The organism is Halomonas sp. N3-2A (assembly GCF_002216165.1).
Classification (GTDB): Bacteria; Pseudomonadota; Gammaproteobacteria; order Pseudomonadales; family Halomonadaceae; genus Vreelandella.
This window is the reverse complement of the sequence record NZ_CP022286.1, coordinates 4,411,362-4,435,974: the sequence shown is the minus strand read 5'-3', so window position 1 is coordinate 4,435,974 and position 24,613 is coordinate 4,411,362. Positions and strand designations below refer to the sequence as shown.

Annotated in this window: 19 protein-coding genes; 11 read left to right on the top strand and 8 right to left on the bottom strand. The window is 56.6% G+C overall.

All coding sequences use genetic code 11. The features are described 5' to 3' along the window. Positions 1-57: 57 nt before the first annotated feature. Positions 58-3,156, bottom strand: a complete 3,099-nt coding sequence (locus CEK60_RS20510) for an efflux RND transporter permease subunit (RefSeq protein WP_089040584.1) — start codon at positions 3,154-3,156, stop codon at positions 58-60. Beyond that, the gene (locus CEK60_RS20505; RefSeq protein WP_089040583.1) at positions 3,143-4,303 is read right to left on the bottom strand and encodes an efflux RND transporter periplasmic adaptor subunit; all 1,161 of its coding nucleotides are present in this window, start codon (positions 4,301-4,303) and stop codon (positions 3,143-3,145) included. Before CEK60_RS20505 ends, CEK60_RS20510 begins: the two co-directional genes overlap by 14 nt. A gap of 101 nt (positions 4,304-4,404) precedes the next feature. Between CEK60_RS20505 and CEK60_RS20500 the strand changes: the two genes are divergently transcribed. Then, entirely contained in the window at positions 4,405-5,058 is a 654-nt protein-coding gene (locus CEK60_RS20500; RefSeq protein WP_089040582.1) for a TetR/AcrR family transcriptional regulator, read from the top strand. Positions 5,059-5,168: 110 nt separating this feature from the next. Here CEK60_RS20500 and CEK60_RS20495 read toward each other — a convergent pair whose 3' ends face one another. Then, the gene (locus CEK60_RS20495) at positions 5,169-6,062 is read right to left on the bottom strand and encodes a LysR substrate-binding domain-containing protein (RefSeq protein WP_089040581.1); all 894 of its coding nucleotides are present in this window, start codon (positions 6,060-6,062) and stop codon (positions 5,169-5,171) included. Positions 6,063-6,247: 185 nt separating this feature from the next. On the opposite strand from CEK60_RS20495, the gene CEK60_RS20490 reads away from it, so the two are divergent. Further along, the gene (locus CEK60_RS20490; RefSeq protein WP_089040580.1) at positions 6,248-6,568 is read left to right on the top strand and encodes a hypothetical protein; all 321 of its coding nucleotides are present in this window, start codon (positions 6,248-6,250) and stop codon (positions 6,566-6,568) included. A 119-nt stretch (positions 6,569-6,687) separates the two neighbouring features. On the opposite strand, the gene CEK60_RS20485 is transcribed toward CEK60_RS20490, so the two are convergent. Further along, positions 6,688-8,820, bottom strand: coding sequence for a PhoX family protein (locus tag CEK60_RS20485; RefSeq protein ID WP_089040579.1), 2,133 nt, complete (start codon positions 8,818-8,820; stop codon positions 6,688-6,690). A gap of 256 nt (positions 8,821-9,076) precedes the next feature. Here CEK60_RS20485 and hemP point away from each other — a divergent pair, with 256 nt between their 5' ends. The 9 genes from hemP (at position 9,077) to CEK60_RS20440 (ending at position 18,900) form a co-directional block, all read left to right on the top strand. Next, positions 9,077-9,244 (top strand): hemin uptake protein HemP, encoded by a 168-nt coding sequence (gene hemP, locus CEK60_RS20480; RefSeq protein ID WP_089040578.1) that lies wholly within the window; start codon positions 9,077-9,079, stop codon positions 9,242-9,244. Between the two features lie 111 nt (positions 9,245-9,355). Further along, positions 9,356-11,329 carry a TonB-dependent receptor domain-containing protein gene (locus tag CEK60_RS20475; RefSeq protein ID WP_089040577.1) on the top strand — a complete coding sequence of 658 codons (1,974 nt, stop codon included), beginning with the start codon at positions 9,356-9,358 and terminating at the stop codon, positions 11,327-11,329. Between the two features lie 31 nt (positions 11,330-11,360). Continuing rightward, the gene (locus CEK60_RS20470) at positions 11,361-12,449 is read left to right on the top strand and encodes a ChuX/HutX family heme-like substrate-binding protein (RefSeq protein WP_089040576.1); all 1,089 of its coding nucleotides are present in this window, start codon (positions 11,361-11,363) and stop codon (positions 12,447-12,449) included. Further along, entirely contained in the window at positions 12,446-13,315 is an 870-nt protein-coding gene (locus CEK60_RS20465) for a heme/hemin ABC transporter substrate-binding protein (RefSeq protein ID WP_089040575.1), read from the top strand. Before CEK60_RS20470 ends, CEK60_RS20465 begins: the two co-directional genes overlap by 4 nt. Continuing rightward, positions 13,312-14,352, top strand: a complete 1,041-nt coding sequence (locus tag CEK60_RS20460) for a FecCD family ABC transporter permease (RefSeq protein WP_089040574.1) — start codon at positions 13,312-13,314, stop codon at positions 14,350-14,352. The genes CEK60_RS20465 and CEK60_RS20460 overlap by 4 nt, the downstream gene beginning before the upstream one ends. Then, a complete protein-coding gene (locus tag CEK60_RS20455) occupies positions 14,346-15,107 on the top strand; it encodes an ATP-binding cassette domain-containing protein (protein ID WP_089040573.1) in 762 nt (253 codons plus the stop codon). Before CEK60_RS20460 ends, CEK60_RS20455 begins: the two co-directional genes overlap by 7 nt. Positions 15,108-15,229: 122 nt before the next feature. Next, complete coding sequence (locus CEK60_RS20450) at positions 15,230-15,604, top strand: YbaN family protein (RefSeq protein WP_232471422.1); 375 nt, start codon at positions 15,230-15,232, stop codon at positions 15,602-15,604. A gap of 204 nt (positions 15,605-15,808) precedes the next feature. Further along, complete coding sequence (gene mgtE / locus CEK60_RS20445; protein WP_089040572.1) at positions 15,809-17,164, top strand: magnesium transporter; 1,356 nt, start codon at positions 15,809-15,811, stop codon at positions 17,162-17,164. Positions 17,165-17,523: 359 nt separating this feature from the next. After that, positions 17,524-18,900 (top strand): aldehyde dehydrogenase family protein, encoded by a 1,377-nt coding sequence (locus tag CEK60_RS20440; protein ID WP_089040571.1) that lies wholly within the window; start codon positions 17,524-17,526, stop codon positions 18,898-18,900. Between the two features lie 140 nt (positions 18,901-19,040). Here the strand turns inward: CEK60_RS20440 and CEK60_RS20435 are convergent, their stop codons facing one another. The 4 genes from CEK60_RS20435 to iolD form a co-directional block, all read right to left on the bottom strand. Further along, positions 19,041-20,162, bottom strand: a complete 1,122-nt coding sequence (locus CEK60_RS20435) for a Gfo/Idh/MocA family protein (RefSeq protein WP_089040570.1) — start codon at positions 20,160-20,162, stop codon at positions 19,041-19,043. A gap of 75 nt (positions 20,163-20,237) precedes the next feature. Further along, entirely contained in the window at positions 20,238-21,740 is a 1,503-nt protein-coding gene (locus CEK60_RS20430; protein WP_089040569.1) for a CoA-acylating methylmalonate-semialdehyde dehydrogenase, read from the bottom strand. 36 nt (positions 21,741-21,776) lie between these two features. Continuing rightward, positions 21,777-22,679, bottom strand: coding sequence for a myo-inosose-2 dehydratase (gene iolE / locus CEK60_RS20425; RefSeq protein WP_089040568.1), 903 nt, complete (start codon positions 22,677-22,679; stop codon positions 21,777-21,779). An 86-nt stretch (positions 22,680-22,765) separates the two neighbouring features. Beyond that, entirely contained in the window at positions 22,766-24,613 is a 1,848-nt protein-coding gene (iolD, locus tag CEK60_RS20420; protein WP_089040567.1) for a 3D-(3,5/4)-trihydroxycyclohexane-1,2-dione acylhydrolase (decyclizing), read from the bottom strand.

Below are 24,613 nucleotides of genomic sequence, written 5' to 3'. Positions count from 1 at the left end.
GCCACTCCAGGTAAAGGGCATCGTCGCCTAGAACTCACACCACCTTATCAAGGATGCTCAGATTGCGTTTCCCGCTACCGCATGCTTGCTATCGGTAGACGAGCTTGCTCTTGCCACCCAAAGCCGATAAAGCGCTGGGGTAAAGAAAAACGACACCAGCGTTGCCAAAAGTAGCCCAAATCCGACGGTTTGCGCGAAAGGTGGCCACAATCCACCTGCCGCCATCATCAATGGAATTAATCCTGCGAAAGTGGTGATCGTCGTTGAGATAATATGCCGACTGGTGGGGCCGCTAATGACCGCTAACATGGCATCGATATCGCCTTGGCGTGCCGCTTCATCGTCGTCAAACGCAGCAATGATGATAATAGTGGCATTAATCGCCACACCCACCAGCCCCATAATGCCGACAATAATGACAAAACCGAATGCATGACCACTGAGCAGCAGCGCTACAATGCCCATGCCCATCGCCTGGGCACCGGCAATAAACACAATGGCAGCGCGGCGAAAGGAATTAAACGCCAGCACGACCGTTGCCACCATGGCAATCACCAACAGTATCACCGAGGCCAGCAGGTTACCCACGGCTTCGCTACGTTCGGCGGCCTCACCACCGGTTTCAATGCGATAGCCAGAAGGGAGGTGAATTTCTCCTGCATTGAGCGCGTTCTGCAACGCGTCCTCTAGCTGTGCCATGGAAACTGCCGGCAACGCATCGGCTACCAAGTAGCCTTGCACTAACTGCACCCGTTCCGCATTACGGCGAGTAATCACACTCCAGGCTGGCGTTAGCGATACCTCCGCCACTGCCGCTAGCGGCAACCCCTCTGCGACGCCATCACTGACTAAGCGCAGCGCAGCAAGCTGTTCAGCATCGGTGCGCCATTCACCAACATAACGCACTCGGACGGGAAGCTGCTGAGTATCTTCCAACAGCATGCCTGCAGACTGGCCCGACAGTGCAGCACCAACCTGTTCCGCTAGGCGTTGTGGCGTAAGGCCTGCATCGTGGAGCGCCGTTTGGTCGATATCCAGCGTTAGCCTGGGCAGGTCGCGCTGCATGCCTGCGCGCACATGGGTTACCTGAGGCAACTGATGCATTAGATGCGCTAGTTCAAGTCCCAGCGATGACAGTATGTCCAAGTCATCGCCATAGACTCGTAGCTCAATCGGTGCTTTAAACGGAGGCCCCTGCTCATACTTACGCACCACGCTTTGCGCCTGCGGAAAGTGTTGATCAAGCACTTGCTGCAGCATTGGCACCCGCTGGTTAGTCACCGCTAACGACTCGGCATCAACAATCAAGTGTAAAAACGCCGGGTTGTTATCCTCATTGGTCAATACGTTGTAGTACATCATGGGGGCGCTTTCGCCGATAAATGCCGACACCCGCTTGATGCCCGGCAGCTCTCGGATAAGGGTTACGGCTTCATCGGCCAACGCAGCGGTATTGGCGATGCTGCTAGCCGGTGGCAAGCGTACTTCAATGTGGAATTGGTCACGGTCTGCCGGTGGAAAAAACGCGACGTCTAACGTTGGCATTAGCGCGATACCACTCACAGGCACGCATAAGGTAATGATCATGGCAGCCACCGGATGACGCAGCGAGCTACGTACGGCCCCCCGAAAACCACGCTTAATCACGTTATCTTGTGAGCCTGACGGTTTCTTCGCCACGCTGGCCAGCAGCATCGGAGAGAGCGCTGGCACTAACAGCAGCGATACCAAGTAAGAACTCACCAGCGCTACAATAACGGCCAGGGCTAGCGGTCCTACGAACTCTCCGGCGGGCCCAGGCATTAGCACAATTGGCATAAACGCCAGAATGGTCGTCAGGGTGCTGGCCAGTAACGGCACGGCTAAATGGCGCAAGGCATCTCGGGTCGCGGCAATCACTGAGTCCCCTTGCAAGAAACGCTCACGAAGGGCGTTGGTCATGACAATGGCGTTATCCACCATTAACCCCAGCGCCACAATAATGCCGGTAATGCTCATTTGGTGGATATCAATGCCCAGTGGCTTGAAAAACGCCAACGTGAGCAGCGCCGTGGCGGGAATCGCTAGTCCCACCGTGATCGCCGAGCGCCAGCCCATGCTTAAAAACAGAATAGCCACTACCAGCACTAACCCTATCAGCAGGCTGCTAGCGACATCGCTTAAGCGCTGATTGGTGTAACTGGCTTGTTCAAACACCACGTCAACATCAAGGCCCACGGGCAGCTCGTCAGCAAACGCCATGAGTTGTTGCTGAGCCCGTTCAACCCAAACATCAATACGCTGGCCGGGAGCCATACGGGCACCCACAAATACGGCTCGCTCGCCGTTAAGCAGCGCCATGGCGGCGGGCGGGTCCTGCACGCCGCGGCGCAGCTCGGCAATCTCACCTAGCCTCACCGTTTGGCCCTGCCGGATAGCCACGTCGACATCGCGCAACCTGTCCAACGTATCAAATTCACCGCTCAGCCCGACCGTTAGCCGATGACCTTGAGTAACCACTTCGCCTGCCGTGCGGCGGCCATCACTTGCTTCAATGGCGGCGGCCAGCTGGCCTACGGAAAGCCCCAGCGCATTTAGCTCTAAGGGGTCGACCATGACCTCGACCTGCTCTCCTGCGACACCAAACAGATGGGTGTACTCCGTGCCTGCAACACGCCTAAACTGGTCTTCTAGGCGTTCAGCATAACGCTCCATCAACTGCGGGTTGGGCGAAGAATCCAATGTCCAGCGCAGGGCGGCCACCATGCTAAAAGCGTAACCGCGGTCATCCAGCAGCTCTGGTGTTTGCACACCGGCTGGCAAGGTTGGCGCGATATCGCCTAATTTATCTCGTACTCGGCTCCACACGGGGGCGACATCAATAACCGCGTCTTCTAATTCAAGACTGATAACAGCGATGCCCTGGCGCGACGTAGATTCAAGCACTTGGATTTCTGAAATAGTGCGCAACTCGTTTTCAATAGGCCGCGCTACCAGCGCTTCAACCTGCTCAGGCGTAGCACCAGGAAACGGCGCAAGCACGGTAGCCATACGCGCAATCAGATGAGGGTCTTCTGCCCGAGGAAGCGTTTGAATAGCCGATAGCCCAGCCACAACCAGCAACCCCAAGGTTAGTGCCACTAAACGGCGGTTAAATAACCACTCAATGCGCTGCATAAGCCATATCCTCGCTGAGGGTGACCTGCTGCCCAGGGGTGATGCGGTGAATGCCGCTGGTAATTAACCTTATTCCTGGCTCAAGGGTTCCGCGCACAAAGGCTTGATCGCCTTCAGTGTGTAGCAACTCCACGCTCGCCCGTGCCACACGAAAATGCCCCTCTTCCAGCGGCTCTGCCACCAGTACGTTCCACAATCCTCGCTCGGCAGCACGTAAGGCATCTAGCGGCACCCAATAGCCACTGGCAGGCTCTACCACTGCGTAGCCAAGTTCAACGAGATCACCAGGCACCGCGCTGTTTGAGGCGTCAAGCGAGACAACCAGCGTCTGCGTGCGGCTGTCGCTGTCAATATGGGGTAGCCGAGCACGCACCTTACCGCCGATAGCATGGTGATTAACGTTGAGTGTTACCGTCTCGCCTGGTGTAAACGTCGACGCTAACCGAGCAGGCAATCCTAGATGCGCTTCAAGTTGCTCAACATCGATCAGCTCAAACGCGGCGGTACCGCTAGTCACTAAACTACCAACGCTGACATGACGCTCAATGACGCGTCCGGCGAAGGGCGCTTTTAACGTGCTGTCCTCAAGATCAGCAGTAAGGCTGTCTCGTTCAGCCGCCAGTGCCGCAAGACGGGCTTGAAGCGTTAACCGATCCGTGCGCGCTTGGTCCAACGTCGTACGGCTGGCGAAGTTACTTTGATTAAGCTGCGCTTCACGCTCTTCTTGGCGCTGAGCAAAAGCCAGACCGGCGCGGGCTTCCTCACTGCGTGCGGCCACTTCTGCCAAACGGCTTTCAAGACGACGGGTATCCAGTATCGCCAGCACATCGCCCTGCTCAACTGCACTCCCCCTATCAGCCAACACTTCGCTAACACGGCCAGCGGGTTCAAAGGCAAGCGACACTGACTGACGTGCAACCACTCGCCCCGTTAAGCGCACGTCCCGCTCCAGCTGTTCGGAGTGGGCAAGAGACTGCGTCACCACTTGCAACAAAGCGTTATCCGTTTCTTGCTGGTTAGCCAACTGGGCACGACTGTGCTGGCTAGTCAGCGCAACCACCGCAACTGCCGTGATACTCATCATAATTAAGGCCGCCAACGTGCCACGACTCCGGTGGCGCCAGGAAGTATTGAAGGAAGTGTCCATAATGGCCTCGAAATGGTTTATTCTTGAACGATACGGTTCACTATAATATGTGTACGCCAGCGTTCAATATTTATTTATTCGATAGGCACGGATTTTACGGAATGACGGACTCGCAACCTTTACCGCCTGACAAAAAACGCAGCGTCGGCCGCCCCAAAGATATGGCTAAGCGCGACGCGATGTTAAACGCGGCGACCTGCCTATTTTTTCGCTTTGGACTCGAAGGGGTGACCATGGAAGCCGTTGCCCGTGAAGCGGGTGTTTCCAAAGTGACCGTATACGGCCATTTTGCAAACAAAGAAGCACTATTTGGCAGCGTCATTCAGCGTGAAACCGCCCTCCTTCGTCATGGGCTAGAACAGCTTCCCGACACTCACGAAGCCGTGCGTCAATCGCTGATTGAAGTCGGCACAAGCCTCGTGCGCTTTTTATTAGAGCCCCATGTGTTAGCCGTTGAGCGCGTTATGAGTACACAGGGAAGTCAGTACCCCGAACTGCTACTGGCCTTTTTCGAATCAGGCCCCTGGGCCACTAAAAAGTGGCTGCAGGAAAAGCTTGAGGGGCTAGCTCGCGCCGGGCATTTAACACTTAACGCACCCACACTAGCCGCCGACCAACTCTGTAGCATGTGGCAAGGCATGTTGGTTATGGAGGTGCGTATGGGGGTTCGTCAGCTCCCCAGCGATGAAGAGATTCACCGTCAGGTCAGTAACGCAGTGGATGTGTTTTTGGCGGCGTATGGCAAGCAGGCGTAACAGACATGACAAGCACATGCCTCCTGCGACGATCATGTGATGACGTAGTGGCTCGTCCTGAACGGGCCATCCCAGGGAATCTCACTACCGCTAAATGCAGTGCGTTAAGCTCACCCCTCCCGTAATGCCTCTACCACTCGTTCAGCCAATACCTCACTGGCATCACTACTGCCCGCACGCTTGACAAGAAATACCTGATAATCTCCCAACGGCGGTAGAGCATCGTTGTTTAGCCGTTTGAGCGGTGGGCGAATCAAACTTTTCGGAAAAGCCGTCACAGCCAGATCAGCCAGCATAGCCGCTTCCTGACCAGCACAATGGTCACAGGAGTAAGCGATCCGGTAATTAACCCCAGCATGGTCAAGGGCGTTTAGCGCGATCCTCCGCCACGCACACCCCTGTTGAGCCAAGGTCACCGGCAGCGGTGTTCGTTCTACGGCAACGCCATCCTCACGACCCGCCCACACTAACGGTTCGCTATGCACCACATCACCGCGCGCCGCCTGACCAGGCTCTCCGCCCATCACCAGCGCCAAGTCGAGTTCTCCCTCATCCAGCCTAGCGAGCAGGTCTTTGCTGCGTCCAACGACGACATCGACCTGCACGGCCGGATGCGAGCGAGCAAACTGAGCAAGCACATTGGGTAAAATACGCCCAACGACGTCGTCAGTTATACCCAGCCCGACGCGCCCTTCAATGGTGGGAGCTAAAAACTGAGTAACGGCTTCCGCATTGAGCTTAAGCAGCCGTCGACCATAGCCCAGGAGAACTTCCCCCTCGGTAGTCAGGCGCACATAGCGCGCCTCGCGCACAAATAGCGTTTGGCCAAGCGTTTCTTCTAGCCGTTTGATCTGCATGCTCAGCGCAGATGGAGTACGAAATAGCTGTTGGGCGGCGCGGGTGAAACTGCCGCTCTCCGCAATCGTCACAAAGGTGCGTAGCACCTCGCTATCCAGTAGCGGCAAGGCAGCTCGGCTGGGAGCTATGGTCGATAGTTGATTCATCACGCCTACCTTTCAGAAAAACTTAACGATTAGTGTAGATCTTTTCGTTTGATTGATCCAAGGCGAAGTACCAAGCTGTTCACAAGAGGTCGCGACCCTCTCACTTATTGACCACAAACCATACCTGTCCAGTCGGTGCCCAGACACCGCTGCCTGCACAGTCGTTGTGAAAAAAGAGGTGCGCGATGAAGTGTGAATGTTCAGCCCAACATGCCCAAAATGCATGGGTAAAAGCCAGCCAATTGGCGCCGCCCCCAAAGCCACCACAAGTAGATTTTTACATGCCTGCCATGCCGTCAATGAGGCTAATTCGCGCGCTAGATATGGGCTGGTGGCGTTTCCGGCGGCGCTGTCTTTTCCGCCGCCATATACTGCCGCTATTGGCCTACGATGATCAGGTGCTGCTAGATATTGGCCATTGCCGCGAAGATATTCTCTGGGCCAACAAGCTCCCATTGAAGATCGACGCCATCCACGCGTTAGAAGCCCGGCAGAAAAAGCGGTAAGCCCAAAAGGCCCAGGATCAAAAAAAGCTCCGAACCTTTCACAGATTCGAAGCTTTTAATGGAAGCTCTCAATAGCGTTTTAAGCACCCACAATGGTGACTAGGACTCAACCGCTATTTTCACACTCCTATCGGCCCACCATCGCGCTTCTGAATAACAACGGTAGATGCCCGAGGGCGTACTTGGCCACTGGTCTCAGTGGTGGCATCTTGGGTCAGTGCGCCACCATCCGCGGGCCAGTTGCCGGGGTGCTGAATATTAATAAACAGCGCCGTTTTGTCCGGCGTCGCAAAAATGCCGGTCACTTCACAACCGTTAGGCCCTACGGCGAAGCGTTTCAGTTGCTGCTGATTGCTATTGTTAATCACCGGGCCGGTACCTTGAATCTCGTCCAGGCTGTTAGGCACCACGGCTAATAGCTGATCGTTGGTGTACTCGGTAATGCCTTCGTAACCATTATCGGTCTGTATCCAGAGTATGCCCTGACCATCATCACGCTGGTCAAACCACAGACCATCGGGGCTGGCAAACTGGTTCATTTCAGTCAGGCCGGAATGATTGCCTTCATCATTAGTGGCGGCACCAAACACAAATACTTCCCAGCGAAAGGCATTCGGCAGGCGGCTTTCACGCCAGCGGATAATGTGACCTGCTTCGTTATTAGCACGTGGATTAACGGCGTTGGCCGGGGCTGTCTCATAGCCTACCCCTAGCTGAGCAATGTCATCGCCTTGATTGGTGAAAGTAGCCGCTGAGGCTTCTTCGCTACGCTTCGAATTATTGGTCAGCGTTAGATACACCTCGCCAGAGGAAGGATCCACGGTTGCCCACTCCGGGCGGTCCATCGGTGTCGCTCCCATTAGATCCGCTGCATCACAGGTGTTAATAATCACCCCAGCTAAATCATCCTCTGCCAAGCCCAAAGCCGTTGCCAACGAACGGCCATCACGTGTTTGCGCGCTAGGTGTTAGCGGCAACCACTCACCGCTGCCATCAGCGTTGAAGCGAGCCACATAGAGGGTGCCGTTATCCAGATATTTACTACCAATGGCGAGTCGGTCATACGCTTCGCCTGGGCGATTGGCATCAGCGGGGTCCCAGGCAGCGTCAGAAACGTATTTATAGACGTACTCGTTGCGGGAATCGTGGCCAGAGTAGTACACCACGGGTTGCCCTGCTTCCAGCTTACCTAGCCAACACCCTTCATGACGGAAACGGCCAAGTGCCGTGCGTTTTACCGCGTGAGCATCACTATAGGGATCGACTTCAACTTGGTAGCCAAAGGTGCGCGCTTCGTTGCGGTAATCATCTTCAGCACGCTCGCCCCGTGGCGTGATATTGAAACGGGCAAATTCATCGTTTTCTTCAGAGGCATCACCCGCCGAGGTATCCCAACCATAGCGGCTTTTATCGGTAGGAATACCAATCCGCGCGTCGTCCTGGAAGAGTTGGCCGTGATTAACAAACACATTGGGCCAGTTCTCTTCGCAAGCGATATAAGTGCCCCAGGGCGTTAACCCATTACCACAATTGTTATTGGTGCCACGGGTTTGCGTACCCGCCGGTGAGAAACGCGTTTTCACATAGTCACTGCCCGCCACTGGGCCTGCAATTTCCATCACCGTCGCGCTGGTAAGGCGGCGGTTATAGCGGGAGCCAGGCACATGCGACCAGTCTCCGTTAGCGCCTTTCTCAACTTCCACAATAGTGACACCGTGAGCGTTGATTTCAGTACGCGACTCTTCGGCGGGGCGCTTGCCTTCAGCATCAGTGGGACCACCTTGAGGTGCCCACAGCGCTGCTTGATCGATATATTCGTTGTTGAGCACCAGCACAAAGCGCCGTGAGGCGTTATCGGCATCCAGGGCAAAACCAGCCATTCCATCGTGGTTCATACCCACGCTAGCGGCTTGACGCTCGGCAGTCATTGGCTGGTCGGATTGCCAGCTGTCATCAGCGCTCAACGGCGTGCCCCACGGCACCAGCACTTGGGCAACATAGCCTTCAGGCACTACGACAGCATCCGTTAGCGATCCTTGAACCGCCTCAAACGCTAGCGTCAACGGCGTTTTTTGCGCCCCGTTTGAAGCCAGTGCTTGGGCGGCACCGCCAAAGCCAAGCATTGAAGCGGCGGCCAAACCCAAGCCGCCCCGCATTACCGCTCGTCGCGAAACATGCTGCGCTAACACATCCGCAAACGGCTGGTTGCTGCTCTGATTAAACAGGCGATGATCTTCAATTTCCTTGCTCATAACAACGGTCCTCTCGTCACGGTTAACACGCGCTAGTTTTATGTTAAGAGGACACTAATCAATTTAAATGACAGGGTAATGACGAGCACTCTACGGTTAGGTGAACGTTCATTAGCAAGCTATTCCCCACCTTTAAAAACTGTTGGTTAAGCATCTGCACGGTGGTTAGGTAAGGTTGGGAGTGATGGTTGTGAGAGGTAGTCAAATCTGCTAAATTAATGCTAATAGTTATCATTACCACGGGAAACAACCTCTCATGCAGCCCAGAAAAAAAGACATTCCGCCAGAAGGCTCGCCTAGCGCATGTCGCGAAGTGACAAGTCAGGCGCTGCTTGATCAAGACGGTCAGTTGGTTATTCACCATGAACAGCGACGCTACGTGCTGCGCCGCACGAAAAGCGGCAAGTTGATCTTAACAGCGTAAGCCTTTTTAAAATAATCACGTACCTACTACTAACCCTTTTAGCCAGCCAGGTAGCCCATCGCACCCAGCCAGCAACATTATCCATCACTTTCTGCTGGAACTGTCTGGCCCATGAAACCAACTCACACGTTAGGCTTTTGCCTTACCTTACTCCCTCTTTTGCCTGCCAACGCCAACGACTCAGACTTAGCCCCGCTAACAGTCACCGGTACCCGCGCACCGACGGACCTGTCCCGCGCACCGCTGATTATCGACATCATCGACCGCCAAGACGCAACGCTTGCCACCGCGAGTCGCGTTGAAGACGTGCTGAGCCGCCAGCCTGGTCTGCATGTGGCTGGCCAAGGACGCCGTAACGGTCAAACACTGAGTATGCGTGGCTTCGGCAGCAATGGTGTACTGGTGCGCCTGGACGGTGTTCGCCAGGATATTTCCACTGGCCATGTGGGCAACTTCTTCCTCGACCCCGCGCTGATCCAAGAAGTGCAGATTGCCCGTGGCTCGCTTTCCAGCCTGTACGGTAGCAATGCCATGGGCGGCGTTGTTAGCTTTACCAGTGTAGAGGCCAGCGACCTATTAGCCCCAGGTGAAGATAGCGGTGCACGTCTTTCCTTAGGCGGGGCAACAGCTAACGACGAGCTACGCGGAAGCCTGACGGCGTTTGGCCGCCGCGACACGGCTAACGGGCAAGTGGATGGGCTATTTTCTGTGGGCCGTAGCGAGTCCGGCGATATTCGTCGCGCGGGCGGTGATGAAGCAGTAGAAGATGCCAGCCTCAATAGCCTGCTTTTAAAAGGCGGCTGGGAACCAAGCGACGACCAACGGGTGTTTATTAGCTGGCAGCACTATGATGAGCGCGCCACCCAACCCGCTAATCCGCAGCAGCTATCAACCAACGCTAGCAACCCATTACGCGACCGTGATGTTGAGAGTAATAACGTACAACTTGGCCACCGCTGGCAACCGAGTGGTGCCACTGAAATCACCTCACAACTCACCTTTAGCCAACAGGATATCGACGAGCCACAGGCTAGCCGTACCCTTGAGCGGGTCGGCCTGCAAAGCGATGGCTATCACAGCATCGACCATGGCTGGCTTTCACAAACACTGGTGTTTGGCGCTGAACTGGAGCAGGCCCGCCAACGGCCTAACGGTGAAGCGAATGGTTTCCCCCACGCTGATATCGATACCCAGTCGGCCTATCTTGACACCACGCTTACTGCGGGCCGCTATTTAGCAGAGGGCGGCGCGGGGCAGTTTGACGTCGGCATTGGCGCGCGCTATGACCGCTATGACGCCAGCGGTCAAAACGATGCCGACAGCGTGCACGACCAAGTGTCGCCGCGCTTCCGTCTTGCCTGGCGACCCGACGACTCCTTGATGCTGTTCTCCGGCTACGCCGAAGCCTTCCGCGCACCCAGTCTTTCCGAGCTTTACGCTAATGAGCGCCACTTTGCCGGTTTCTGCGCCGGGCCCACCTTCTGCACGCCGGATAACTACTGGATTCCCAACCCTAACCTGTCGCCTGAAACCAGCCGCACCTGGGAAAGCGGTGTGGTATGGCACCAAGGCGACTGGCAGGCGCGCGCCAGCTACTTCGACACTCGTGCAGACGACTTCATCGACACTCAGGTCGATATCATGGCGGGCACCACTCAGGCCGTAAACGTGCAGCGTGCTCAGCTATGGGGCTATGACGCCCGACTTACTTGGCAACCTAGCGCATTCCCGCTGCTAACCAGCTTTGTAGGTCTTTCAGAGGTATCCGGCAAAGATCGCGACAGCGGTGAGGCCCTGGGTAGCCAAACACCTCTGGAAATGACGCTGGGCAGTGACGTTGCACTTTATAACGGCGCTGTACGGGTCGGCTGGCAAAGTCGCTTTGCTCAGGCGTTCGACAAACAGGGCGACGATGAACGCCTGCCAGGCTATGGGCTGCACGATATCCACCTTGCTTGGCAAATCACCCCCGCTATTGATACCGCGCTGCGCCTCGCCAACCTCGGCGACAAAGTGTGGTATCGGCCCGATGGCAGTCTGGGCGACGGACGTAGCCTGTTCGCCACCCTCAACTGGCAGTGGTAACTCCTTGCAATGTTAAGCCTAGAGGTGACGTATGATTGAGTCCCAGCAGATCGCAATTCTTGAAGCCTTTGACGCAGCACGAGCAGCACAGCCTCGCCTGCCAGCGATTGATATTGCCGAGCGCTTATCAATCAGTGAAGGCGAACTTCAGGCCGCGCGCTTAGGCCGTGACGTATGGACGCTGCCCCTCGCGCCGAAAGACCTTGCGGCTCGCCTCCCTCTATTAGGACGAGTCAAAGCGCTCACCCGCTCTCGTTTAGCCGTGCTTGAGCAAACCGGTGATTACCCTGACCTGGATGGCGGGCCGCAAACCGGCTTGCTGCTTGACCCAGGTGGCCTAGATTTACGGTTGCTGTATTCCCATTGGCACTGGGCTTGCCTAATCCGCGACCCTATTCATGCTCCTATCCATGGCTCTAACCGCGCCCCCCTGCCAACGGAGAATGAACAAGGCCAGTGGCGCTGGAGCCTGCAAATTTTCAATCAGCATGGCTGTGCCATTCACAAAAGCTTTGCGCTGGAAAATCCGCTGCCCCGCCCATGGGGCGCATTAGCTGCCCTAGGCACCCTAGATACCCCCGCGTTTACCCAAAGCGCGCCCCGCTTAAAGCGTGCGCTTCCTGAAGCGCCGACACTCGCCAGCGAATGGGCGGCGATGCGTGATGTGCACCAATTTTTCGCCCTGCTTCAGCGCCACCATCTAGAGCGTCTGGAAGCCAACCAGCTAATGGAAGGCCGTTATACTCGCGCGCTGCCCGTCGATGCCCTGGAAAACCTGTTGACCAAAGCAAGTCAGCGCGCACTGCCACTGATGCTGTTCGTGGCCAGTCCTGGCTGCGTGCAAATTCGCACGGGCACACTACCTGAACCTCAGCGCGCCCGCGGCTGGCTGAACCTGTTTGGCGAGCAGTTCACGCTGCACCTTAATGACACTGCCATTGAGCAAGTGTGGCAGGTCAGCAAGCCTAACCGCGACGGTGGCGTCACCAGTGTAGAAGCCTTTGATGCAGAGGGTTCTTTGGTGCTGCAAATTTACGCTGAGCGCCAGGAAGGTCGCGTGGAGCGGCCCGAGTGGCGGCAGTTGCTGAATGAACTCGGCAACCAAGAGGCCGTGGCATGAATGTCACACGCTTCGCACGCCACTCGCTTGCCGCGCTACTGATTGGCTGGTTAACCACTGGCGGGGCGCTAGCCAACGAACGCTGGGTCATTTTGGGCGGCGATATCGCTGAAACCATCGCCGCGCTTGACGCGGATATCGAGATCGTTGCCCGCGATGATACGGTGCTCCACCCGCCCGAAATGGCCGCACTGCCCTCGGTAGGCTATCTGCGCCAGCTGTCGGCAGAAAGCGTCCTCTCAGTGGCGCCGGACCGTGTGTTAGCAGCGGGACATTCCGGCCCGAAAGAGGTGTTGGAACAGCTAGAGGCCGTGGGTGTAACGGTTGATGTGATTGATGCCCCTGCTGACCTTTCCTCGATTGCCGAGAAAGTCCGCACAGTGGCTCAGCACACGCAACGCCAACAAAGGGGTGACGAGTTAGCAGCCTCACTCACCGCGACGCTTGAGCGCTTGGCGGCTCTTCCCCCGCTGCCTGATACGCGTGCAATGTTTATTCTTCACCATAGTGGCCTAACACCGCGGGTTGCCGGCAGCGACACCGCCGCCCATATAGCCTTGGATGCCGTTGGCCTCGACAATGCTTTTGGCGATATGGCGGGCTATCAAAGCGTTGCCGCAGAGGCGCTGGCAAAAGAAGCACCCGCACTGGTGATTATGTCCCAACGGGGGTTAGACGCGCTGGGCGGTGAAAATGCGCTATGGCAGTTACCGGGTATGCGCTTAACGCCCGCAGGACGCGAACAGCGGCTTATTGTGATTGATGATCAGGCCCTGCTCGGTTTTGGCCCTCGCACGCCTGACCAGCTATTTACCCTACGTCAGAACATTGAAGCACTGCTGGGCACAGAGCAGGTCAGCCGATGATCACCAGCGCTTCCCATGATCGTTATCGTCCCTTGTTACCGCTTAGTCGAACAGCACGAGTGTTAAGTGGCCTTACCCTGGCGTTATTGATCGCCCTTGGCTGGGGTGCTGCTTCAGGCGCGTTAGGTGTGTCGCCCTGGGCACTCATTAATGGCAGCGCAGATGAGCTCAGTGTCCAAGTGTGGTGGCAGCTACGCCTACCGCGCCTACTTCTGGGGGTTGCCGTGGGGGCGATGCTGGCGGGCAGTGGTGCCGCCATGCAGGGGCTATTTAGAAACCCATTGGCCGACCCAACGCTATTAGGCCTTGCCAGTGGTGCAGGGCTATTTGTAGCACTTTGGATTGTGCTATTTCAGGACAGCGCTGTCGGTAGCCTCTATGGCCAGTTTGCAGCGGGCTTTCTCGGTGCGCTTAGCGTTTGCTTAGTGGTGTTTGGCATTGCCAAGCGCCAAGGGGGTGGCAGTGCCGCCGTCATGTCACTGCTGCTAGCAGGCTTAGCAATCAACACGTTAGCAGGCGCTGGAGGCGGCGTACTGGCGTTTATTGCCAGCGACGATCAACTTCGTCAGCTCAGCTTATGGGGAATGGGCACGCTTACCAACGCTTTGTGGCGCACCACCGCCGTAGCCCTTGCCCTGATTGCTGTTGCCCTATGGCTGTTAATACGCAGCGCTCGTGAGCTTGACCTACTTCAGCTAGGCGAATCTACCGCTCATGCGGCAGGTCTGGATGCAACGCGCTTAAAACGCCGCGTGGTCGTTGCTACCTCGCTGGGTGTAGGGCTGTGCGTCGCGCTGACCGGCGTGATTGGCTTTCTTGGTTTGCTCGTCCCCCACTGCCTGCGACTTTGGCTCGGGCCTGGCCATCGCCTGCTGCTACCCGCCTCTATGTTAGGCGGTGCACTACTGCTAGTGGTGGCCGATACCCTGGCGCGCACCCTCGGTGCCCCCGCCGAAATCCCCGTCGGGCTGTTAACCAGCCTACTGGGCGGCCCCTATTTTCTTTACCTGCTAATGCGTCGGAATCGGGCATGCTAACTCTACATCAGGCGGGTTTTACCACCACGCCCTCAATCGCGCCGCTGGACGGCACTCTTCGCCCTGGTGAGCTACTCGCCATTGTTGGCCCCAACGGCGCGGGCAAAAGCACACTACTTAACATGCTGTCGGGATTTCGCCCCTGTGAACAGGGCGAGCTACATCTAGATGGAAAACGCCTGAGTGAGTGGCCAATCAGCGAGCTTGCCAATCGCCGGGCGCTGGTCGCCCAACAGGAGCTGCCCGGCTTTGATTGGCAAACCTTTGAGCTGGTGAGCTTAGGCAGCAACCCCAGTAACGCACTGATTGCGGAACTGCTGCATGACCTAGATCTGACGCAGTTAGCTAAACGCAGCGTACTTTCCCTCTCTGGCGGTGAACGCCAACGGGTAATGATTGCACGAGGTGCCTGCCAGCTACTCTCACGGCGCTCTCCTAGCGCTAAAGATGGCGGGCTTTTACTGCTGGATGAACCCACTAGCGCACTCGATATCGGCCAGCAGCAGCGCTTAATGCGTCAACTACGCGCCTGGGCAGAACGGCACCACATGGCGATTGTCTGCGTGCTGCACGACCTCAACCTCGCCAGCACCTACGCCGACCGGGTATGGCTGTTACATCAAGGTCAGCGTATTGCTCACGGCTCACCCGCCCTAGTGCTTGCCCCCGCCACCATCGCGGAGGTTTATGACGTAGAGCTGCAGCCTATCAATAGCCGTAACGCTGCAGCCCCTCTTCTCGCCCTAACGCCTTAAGATAACGTTCAGCAGCCAACGAGCTCTATCCCGCAGAGTGGCAAAGCCTTCATAAAAGTCCATACTTATCCCATACGTAACGGGCAATATATGCATTACCGTGTGCCAATTGGGGAGCAAGAATGAGACTGATCAGCCTCATGTGGGTAATGCTGGCAGGGATGAGTTTTAGCATCGGCGTATTAGGCATCTTTCTGCCCTTATTGCCGACCACCGTGTTTATGCTAATCGCTATTTACTGTGCCTCAAGGGGGTCTCCACGTTTTGAAGCCTGGATTCGCTCCCGCCACTATGTCGGGCCACTGCTGGTTACCTGGGAACAAGAGCGCGCCATACCCAAGCGCGCTAAGATTTTTGCCGTTTGCACGATAGCGTTGAGTGCCATAATCACCGTTTGGTCACTCGGGCCTGGCTGGTTAAGCGGGGCAGTGGTGGCCCTACTAATGCTGATTGCCCTTTGGCTGGCTACCCGGCCAGAGCCTTCGTCTCATAGCTAAGTGTGACTGAATAGTTCATCGTTTAGTGAAGTGATCGCCACTTCCAGCTGTAGCGCTGCTTGGGCTCGATATGGGCTGGTATATCGTGTGCTTGCATCACAGTACCGCCATGGCTTTCAACCCTACCTGTCTATAACATTCATAAAGCGAGCCGCCAGGAGTTTGCACTTCTTTAACACTAAGCTTCCAATAAGGACGGGCTCTATGCGCGATGAGGAAAAATACACAAATTCAGAGGAGCAACTGCTCTATCTTCAAAAACGGTTAGATGAGGAAGATACCGCCGCCCTAAGCGAGCTGTTTACTGAACTCGATATTTTATCGATTGCGCGCACGCTCGAGTCTTTTCCAACCAAAACTCGCGACCGATTGTGGGAGTACATTCCTGAAGCACTGCTCGGCGAAGTACTCGCCGAAGTCGATGAAGATATTCGTGCCGACTACATTGAAGACCTTTCTGCCAGCGATGTAGAAAAAATCGTTAAAGGCCTAGATGCCCAGGAAGTGGCTGAAGTTCTCGACGTCGCCGACGAAGAGATCAAAACGACCGTCTATGCCAGCTTAGATCAAGAGATCCGCGCCCAAGTTGAGAACCTGCATTCTTATGAAGATGACGTGGTCGGCCGTTACATGGACCCAGAAACGGTTAATGTAAAACAGGGCGTATCGCTGGAAGCCGTACAGCGCTATATCCGTATTCATCAGCTGTTGGATGATGAATCGCAACAGATCATGATTACCGACAAGGATAAGCGCCTGTTGGGCACGCTGACGCTCATTGATCTAGTCAAACAACCACAGGAGAGCGTCGTTGATGAGTACATGGTTGCCCCCTTCACACTCAATGACCAGATGAAGGTAAGCGAGGCTGCCGCACTGCTCCGCTCTAAAGAGCTGCCTTTTGTTCCGGTTTGCGATAGCGACGGGCTGTTAGTGGGCCAGTTGAACGCCGCTGATGTATTAGAAATCACCCAAGATGATGCTGACATGACGTTAAAGCACATGTCGGGCGTCAGCGACGAAGAAGAAGTCTTCACTCCGATACTCCGCAGTGCAAAGAGCCGCGGCATTTGGCTGGGCATTAACCTGCTCACTGCATTTTTAGCGGCCTTCGTAATTGGGCAGTTTGAAGAGGTCCTGGATCAAATTGTAGCGCTAGCCATCCTGATGCCGGTGGTCGCGAGTATGGGCGGGATTGCGGGCAGCCAAACCCTCACGGTAGTGATACGCGGCCTAGCGCTCGGCCAGCTCGCCGGTAATAACAAACAGTGGCTCTATAACAAAGAACTGTGGGTGGGGATGAGTAACGGCTTGGTGTGGGCACTCGTCGTTGGTGGTATTTCCTACCTGTGGTTCGGCGATCCGCTGATTACGCTGGTGATTACGCTGGCCATCTTTGTGAATATGAGCCTAGCGAACTTATCAGGCGTGCTGATTCCCTTAGTGTTGAAAAGGTTACAAATAGACCCCGCATTATCAGGTGCCGTCATCTTAACCACCGTTACCGATGTGGTCGGCTTTATGTCGTTCTTGGGGTTAGCTACTTTAATCATCCTATAACCATGTGCCCCTGGCGGGCACTGCAACACTTGAAAGGAGAAATCGCTAAGCACCGCTTGACTTGGAGAAGGTGCCCATATATTTCTGCTATGTGCGGCACGGCTCCGGATAGCGCAGGGAATCAGGCAATAGGCGATTCTGATGAGCGAGTCATCTTTTACACAAGATGCCAATGCTCAGGGCACAACTGTCGAACGGAAAGCTGCTGGCCGAGGGAAAGAACGAAGGAAATAAATAGACCGACTTCACCGGACAACAACATTACAGCAGCAGTATGACAGCTGAACCGGCCCTCGCAGCACAGGATGAAGTCGAGTGAATGACCGTTAACACCTGCACGCTAATGGGGAACCGGACATATGAACAATCCGTATGAGACGCTATTCCACCGCCAGAAAACAGCTTTTCTCAGCGACCGCACGAAATCACGCGACTGGCGGCTAGATCAGCTCGCGAGAATGGAGCGCATGCTGCTTGAACATCGCGAACGCTGGTGTGCGGCACTTCATCAAGATTTCGGCAAGCCGCCGTTCGAACAGCAGTTCGAGATCACGGTGCCGATGGGAAATATCGCCTATTATCGCGACAATCTGGACCGGCTGATGGCACCGGAAGAGGTCGAAATCCCTGAGGGGCTGGCAAAGCTCGGCCAGCGCGGTGTGATCCGACGTGAACCCTTCGGCGTGACACTGGTGATCGGGCCATTCAATGCGCCGATCCTCCTGTTGCTCGATCCGGCCATCGCGGCGCTGGCAGCGGGCAATCCCGTGATCCTGAAACCGGCCAACACCACGCCAGCAACGGCTGCGCTCTTCGCGGAACTGGTGCCTCAGTATTTCGAGCCCGAAGACGTTTCCGTGGTCACTGGTGGACGCGAGGAGATCTCAGCGCTGCTGGAATTGCCCTTCGACTTTATCTTCTTCACCGGCAGTTCGGCGGTGGGCAAAGTCGTCATGCGGGCGGCTGCCGAGCACCTGACGCCTGTGATTCTGGAACTGGGTGGACAGAACCCGACCATCGTCGACGAGACCGCAGACCTTGATCGCGCCGCTGATGCCATCGCCTGGGGGCATAACGCGATCTCGGGTCAATGGTGCATCGCGCCCGGTTTCGTCTGCGTACATGATAGTGTCGCAGACATTTTTGTCGAGAAACTGAAAGCGGCGATCACGCGCATGTACGGGGCCGATCCGTCGCAAAGCCCTGACTTCGCGCGCATGATCAGCGAGAAAGATGCGCAGCGCGTTGCCTCCTATATCCTGCCGGACAAAACCGTACTCGGGGGCCGCTTCGATGTGCCTGCCCGCTACGTCGAGCCCACCCTGCTTTATCCTTCCGATTGGTCGGACCCAGCGATGCAGCAGGAGGTGTTTGGTCCGGTGCTGCCAATCCTGCGCTACGGCGACATGGCCACGCTGATCGAAATGCTGAAGACAAGAGACAAACCGCTGGCCGCCTATATCTTCAGCCGCGATGAGGCGACGATCGAGCACTTTCTTCAGTCAGTGTCCTTCGGCGGCGGTTGCGTAAACCTGACCAATCTGCATTGCTGGGTCGGCTCGCTGCCCTTCGGTGGGGTCGGCAATTCAGGGATAGGGAAGTATTACGGCAAGACGGGGTTCGATGCACTCAGCAACGCTAAGTCGCTTTTGATCTCGCCCGCCGACAAGACCGTCGATGTCTATCCGCCCTATGAGGACAAAGACATTGGCGCGATGCTGGCTCCGTTTTCCTGACAGATCCTTAGCGGCCTTGTCCTGTTAGTTGTTATTTGTAGCGTTGCAACTGGAGGGGGCCGCTGCGGTGTACTGTGCGAAAAACCTGAAGTGAAGTACGCCTTTATCCATCGGCATCATCAGGCACGGGGCTGCTGATATTAGACTTGAACCCACTGCCCCGTCTGATCTGACGTTTCGATGGCATCTATCAAACGATTCACCCGCGCCGCTTCGCGGAAATCTGGATAGAGGGGGCGGTGGTTGATGATGCCCTCCACTAGGTCGCGCACCTCGATAATTTTCTGGTCGTTATAGCCCAAACCATGGCCCGGTGCGGGGCTAAAGGCCGCGTAGTCGGGGTGTTCCGGGCCTGCCAACAGAGTAATGAACCCGCGCCTGCCGTGGGCATCGCCGTGGCGATATAACTGCAGCTCGCTCATGCGCTCTTGATCAAACACAATGGCACCTTTGGTGCCCGTTAGTGTGTAGGCCAAGCCCATTTTGCGACCAGCCGCCACCCGAGACGTTTCGATATTGCCGATTAACCCTTTATCAAACCGCAGCATGGCCTGGGCCTGATCGTCGTTTTCCACCGCGGCCATACCGCTGCCGTCGGCATTGGGCCGAGTGGGGATGACAGTCTGTAGTTGGCCGCATACCTCGCTAATCCGCTGCCCGGTTAAAAACTCGGCCATATTGAGAATATGCGACCCTACATCACCTAACGCACCGGCGCCTGCGGTCGCGCGCTTGGTATGCCAATCGTGGGGCTTGTGCGGGTCGAGCAGGTAATCCTCGTTGTGCCGCCCACGAAAGTGAATCAGCTCACCAATTTCACCGCTGGCGACAATCTGACGAGCCAACTGGGTGGCGGAATTGCGAATATAGTTAAAGCCCACCAGAGTTTTGACGCCCGCCTTTTCAGCCGCGGCGACCATCTCGTCAGCGTCTGCCGTGCTCAGCGCCAGCGGTTTTTCGGCGTAAACATGCTTACCAGCGGCGATGGCGGCCAGCGCCATCTCTTTATGCAGAAAGTTAGGCGCGCAGATATCCACCACGTCCACGTCACTGTCGGCCACCAGGGCGCGCCAGTCATCGGTGGCGCGAGCAAATCCCCAGGCCCGCGATCGGCTCTCTGCAGTGGCAAGGTCGACATCCGCCAGCAGTTCGCAAACGGGCTTGGCGGGCAGTTCAAAAACACTGGATGCTGCATTAAAGGCAATGGCATGGGCTTTGCCCATAAAACCAGTGCCGATCAGGCCAATTTTGAGGGTTTTCATTGTGGTTATCCCTGTTCTAAAACAATAACGCCGGGCTGGGCCCGGCGTTGAATGATGTCGTGCCCCGTAGACTGCTTACATGGTCGGCATGGTGAAGTGGTTAGTCTCTTCACGAATGCCGCTGGGCCAGCGCTGGGTGATGGTTTTCATTCGGGTGTAGAAACGCACACCGTCGGGGCCGTGCATATGCAGCGGACCAAACAGCGAGCGCTTCCAACCGCCAAAGCTGTGGAACGCCATGGGTACCGGGATCGGCACGTTCACGCCCACCATACCGACCTGGATCTGCTCGCAGTACTGACGCGCCGCATCGCCATCGCGGGTAAAGATTGCCGTGCCGTTGCCGTATTCATGAGCGTTGATCATGCTGACCGCTTCGTCGAAGCTCGCTACGCGAGCAATCGCCAACACCGGGCCAAAGATCTCCTCGGAGTGAATACGCATTTTTGGCGTCACATGATCGAACAAAGTGCCGCCAATAAAGTAGCCATCACCTGCACCGTCAACCGCTGTCTGGCGACCGTCGACCACGAGCTCTGCGCCTTCATCCACACCAACCTGAATATAGTCCGCTACCTTGTCGCGATGCTCGCGGGTGATGAGCGGCCCCATATCGTTATCAGGGCCATCAACCAGGCCAGGCCCGACCGTCAGCTTATCCAGTTCAGCCACCAGTTTTTCACGCAGGCGGTTAGCGGTATCTTCGCCCACGGGTACAGCCACCGAAATCGCCATACAGCGCTCGCCTGCTGAGCCATAAGCCGCGCCCATCAGGGCACCCACGGCCTGGTCGAGATCCGCATCGGGCATAATCACCATATGGTTTTTAGCCCCGCCCAGCGCTTGAACACGCTTGCCATGTGCTGATGCGGTGGCGTAGATGTACTCAGCAATGGGTGTGGAACCCACAAAACTTACCGCCTGAACACGCTCATCAGTGAGCAGCACATCTACCGCTTCTTTATCGCCATTGACGACATTAAAGACACCACCCGGAAGGCCCGCCTCTTTAAGCAGCTCGGCTAAGCGCAGCGGCGTGGAGGGATCTTTTTCCGAAGGCTTCATGACGAAAGTGTTGCCGCAGGCCAAAGCGATGGGGAACATCCACATGGGCACCATGGCGGGGAAGTTGAACGGCGAGATACCGGCGCACACGCCCAGCGGCTGCATCATCGAGTAACTATCAACGCCGGTGCCGACGTTCATGGAGTGCTCGCCCTTCTGCAGGTGGGGAATGCCGCAGGCAAACTCAACCACTTCCAGGCCGCGGGTCACTTCGCCTTTGGCGTCTGAAAACACCTTGCCGTGTTCGCTGGAGATAAGTCGCGCCAGCTCATCGGAGTGCTCCTCGACCAGCGCTTTAAATTTAAACAAGATGCGCGAGCGCTTTAGCGGCGAGACTTTTGACCAGCCGGCAAAGGCTTCGTCGGCGATGCGCACGGCTTCACGAGTTTCATCGGCGGTGGCTAGCGCTACCTGGGCGCTTTGTTCGCCGGTGGCCGGATTATAAACCGGCGAAGTGCGCTGGCTCTGACCGGTGGAGAACTCACCATTAAGATAATGGGATAACGTCTTCATACAAGCTCCTGATTAAAAGGCGGCGACTGGCACTGTTTAGCTGGCAATGTCGAAACCTGCCTGCTCGGCAAGTTGGCGCAAGTTGCGATACCCCAGGCGAGCATAGGTCAACGGATGGGCGACTTCGGGGTCTTGTTCGGCTTCAACCACTAACCAACCCTGGTAGCCCTGTTCGCACAGGTGGGTTAAGGCGGGCAGAAAATCTACATCGCCATCCCCCGGCACCGTAAACAGGCCGTCTAGCACGCCGTTTAAAAAGCTTTTGTCGCGGTTGCGCACTGCGTCCAGCACCGGAAAGCGCAGGTCTTTGCAGTGCACATGGTGGATACGTTGGCTGTAGCGTTTGGCGATGGCGAGCGGGTCGCCGCCTGCACCGCGCAGATGACCAAAATCAAGCAGTAGCCCCACGCCTTCGCCGGTGTAATCCATTAAGCGTTCAACGTCGGCCTGGCTTTCGATCACCGTGCCCAGGTGGTGGTGATATACCAGTTGAATGCCCTGGGATTTCAGGTAATCACCCACCACCTCAAGACCATGCAGCAGGCGCTGCCACTGTTGCCCGGAAAGATGCGGACGCTGGGAGAGCGGGCGCTCCTGATCGCCGTGTACACAGTGGGTAACTTCACATAGCACCATCACCTTAGCGCCGCACTGCTTGAGCAGATTCATGTGATCCTGAATAGCGTCAATCTCTTCTTCAGGCGTGCGCTCCAACAGCTGCGCAGAGTACCAGCCCGACACAAGCGCCAAGTCGTGGGCGCTAAGCACCTGATTCAAGGCGTCGGGCGTGCGGGGAAACTTGTTACCTAATTCAAAACCACTAAAGCCTGCCTCGCGCCCCTCTTTCAAACAGGTTTCCAGCGGTGTTGCGCCACCCAGGCTGGGCAAGTCATCGTTGGTCCAGGTGAGCGGATTGATGCCTAAAGTAACCGTCGGCATAGCGTATTCCTTGTCATTTTTGTCTGAGTATTTTTGGCGTTAGGGCGCTTTACCCTATCGCCGACTCTCTGATGTTCTGCATTCGATTAGCGGGCCTGGCGCTGCTTAGCCTTGCGGTAACCTTGATAGGCTTTATTGACCGCTTCGCGCTCGGAAACCTCGGGCACGGCTACTTCCCACCAGGCACCGCCTTCTTGGGTGCTGGGCAGTGGGTCAGTATCCAGAGCAATCACATAAGTCGAGGAGGCGCTGCGAGCACGCACCAGCGCCTGCTCCAGTTCCGCAATGCCGCTCACTGATTCAGACTCACAGCCCAACGCTTTAGCGTGGGCGGCAAAATCGGTTTTCGGTGCACCAGCCTCGACGGTGCGGCAATCTTGCAGCAGGTTGTTAAACCCCGCGCCGCCGGTGGCGTGCTGCAAGCGGTTGATGCAGCCATAACCGCGGTTATCCAACACCACCACAATCAGCTTGTGGCCCAGCATCACCGAGGTCGCCAGCTCCGAGTTGTGCATCAGGTAGCTGCCATCGCCGACCATCACCACTACCTCGTTGTCAGGTTTGGCCATCTTGACGCCCAGCCCGCCGGCAATTTCATAGCCCATGCAGGAGAAACCGTACTCAACGTGGTAGCTGCCGGGGCCCGAACATTGCCAGAGTTTGTGCAACTCGCCGGGCAAACCACCGGCAGCGCATACCACGGTGGTATCGTTGCCTGCCTGACGATTGACCGCACCGATCACCTGGGCATCGGTGGGCAGCGCCAGCCCTTGATCTGCGGTTACACGACGCACTATGTCGGCCCATTCGCGTTTGAGCGTGCCAGTTTGTTCGCGCCATTCATCGCTACCGCGCCACTCGCCCAGCGCTGCGTCGAGTTGCCCCAGCCCGATCAAAGCATCGCAGCTAAGCGGCAACGCTTGATGCTTCAAGCTATCAAAACGGCCAACGTTAAGGGCGATCAGTGTTTTATCGTTGTCTTCAAACAGCGCCCGAGAGCCAGTGGTAAAGTCCTGCAAGCGCGTGCCCACCGCCAGAATGACATCCGCCTGCTCCGCCAACCGGTTGGCGGCTGCACTACCGGTCACCCCAATGGCACCCACAGCGCAAGCGTGGCTATCGGCCAGCGCGCCCTTGCCTGCTTGGGTTTCAGCCACCGGAATAGCGCGCTTTTTGGCAAATTCGGCTAAAGCGTCGCAGGCAGCCGCGTAATGTACGCCGCCGCCAGCAATGATAAGCGGGCGCTTGGCCTGTTGCAGTGCGGCGATGGCTTGGCGAAGTTCGAAAGCATCTGGCGGCGAGCGGCGAATGCGGTGCACTCTGGGGGCAAAAAATGCCTCCGGATAATCGTAGGCAAAGGTTTGCACATCCTGGGGCAGCGCCAGGGTCGCGGGGCCACAGTGCTCCGGGTCAAGCAGGGTGGCAATCGCCTGGGGCAAGCTGGTCAGCAACTGCTCGGGGCGGTTAATGCGGTCGAAGTAGCGCGATACCGGGCGAAAACAGTCATTGACGCTAATCGTCGGGTCACCGAAATGTTCCACTTGTTGCAGCACCGGATCGGGTTCGCGGGTGGCAAAGGTGTCCCCCGGCAGCAGCAGGATCGGCAAACGGTTGGCATGAGCGAGCGCCGCGGCGGTCACCATATTGGTCGCTCCTGGGCCGATGGAGCTAGTCGCCGCCATTAGGCGCTGGCGGCCATTGGCTTTAGCAAAGGCGATCGCCGCGTGGGCCATGGACTGCTCGTTGTGGGCACGAAAGGTCGGCAATTCGTCTTGCACGTGGTAAAGCGCTTCGCCTACCCCCGCCACGTTGCCATGACCAAAAATCGCAAATACCCCCTCAAAAAGCGCCACTTCTTGGCCATTGATCTCAATACGCTGAGCGGAGAGATACTTAACCAGCGCTTGAGCCATGGTGAGTCGAATGGTGCTCAT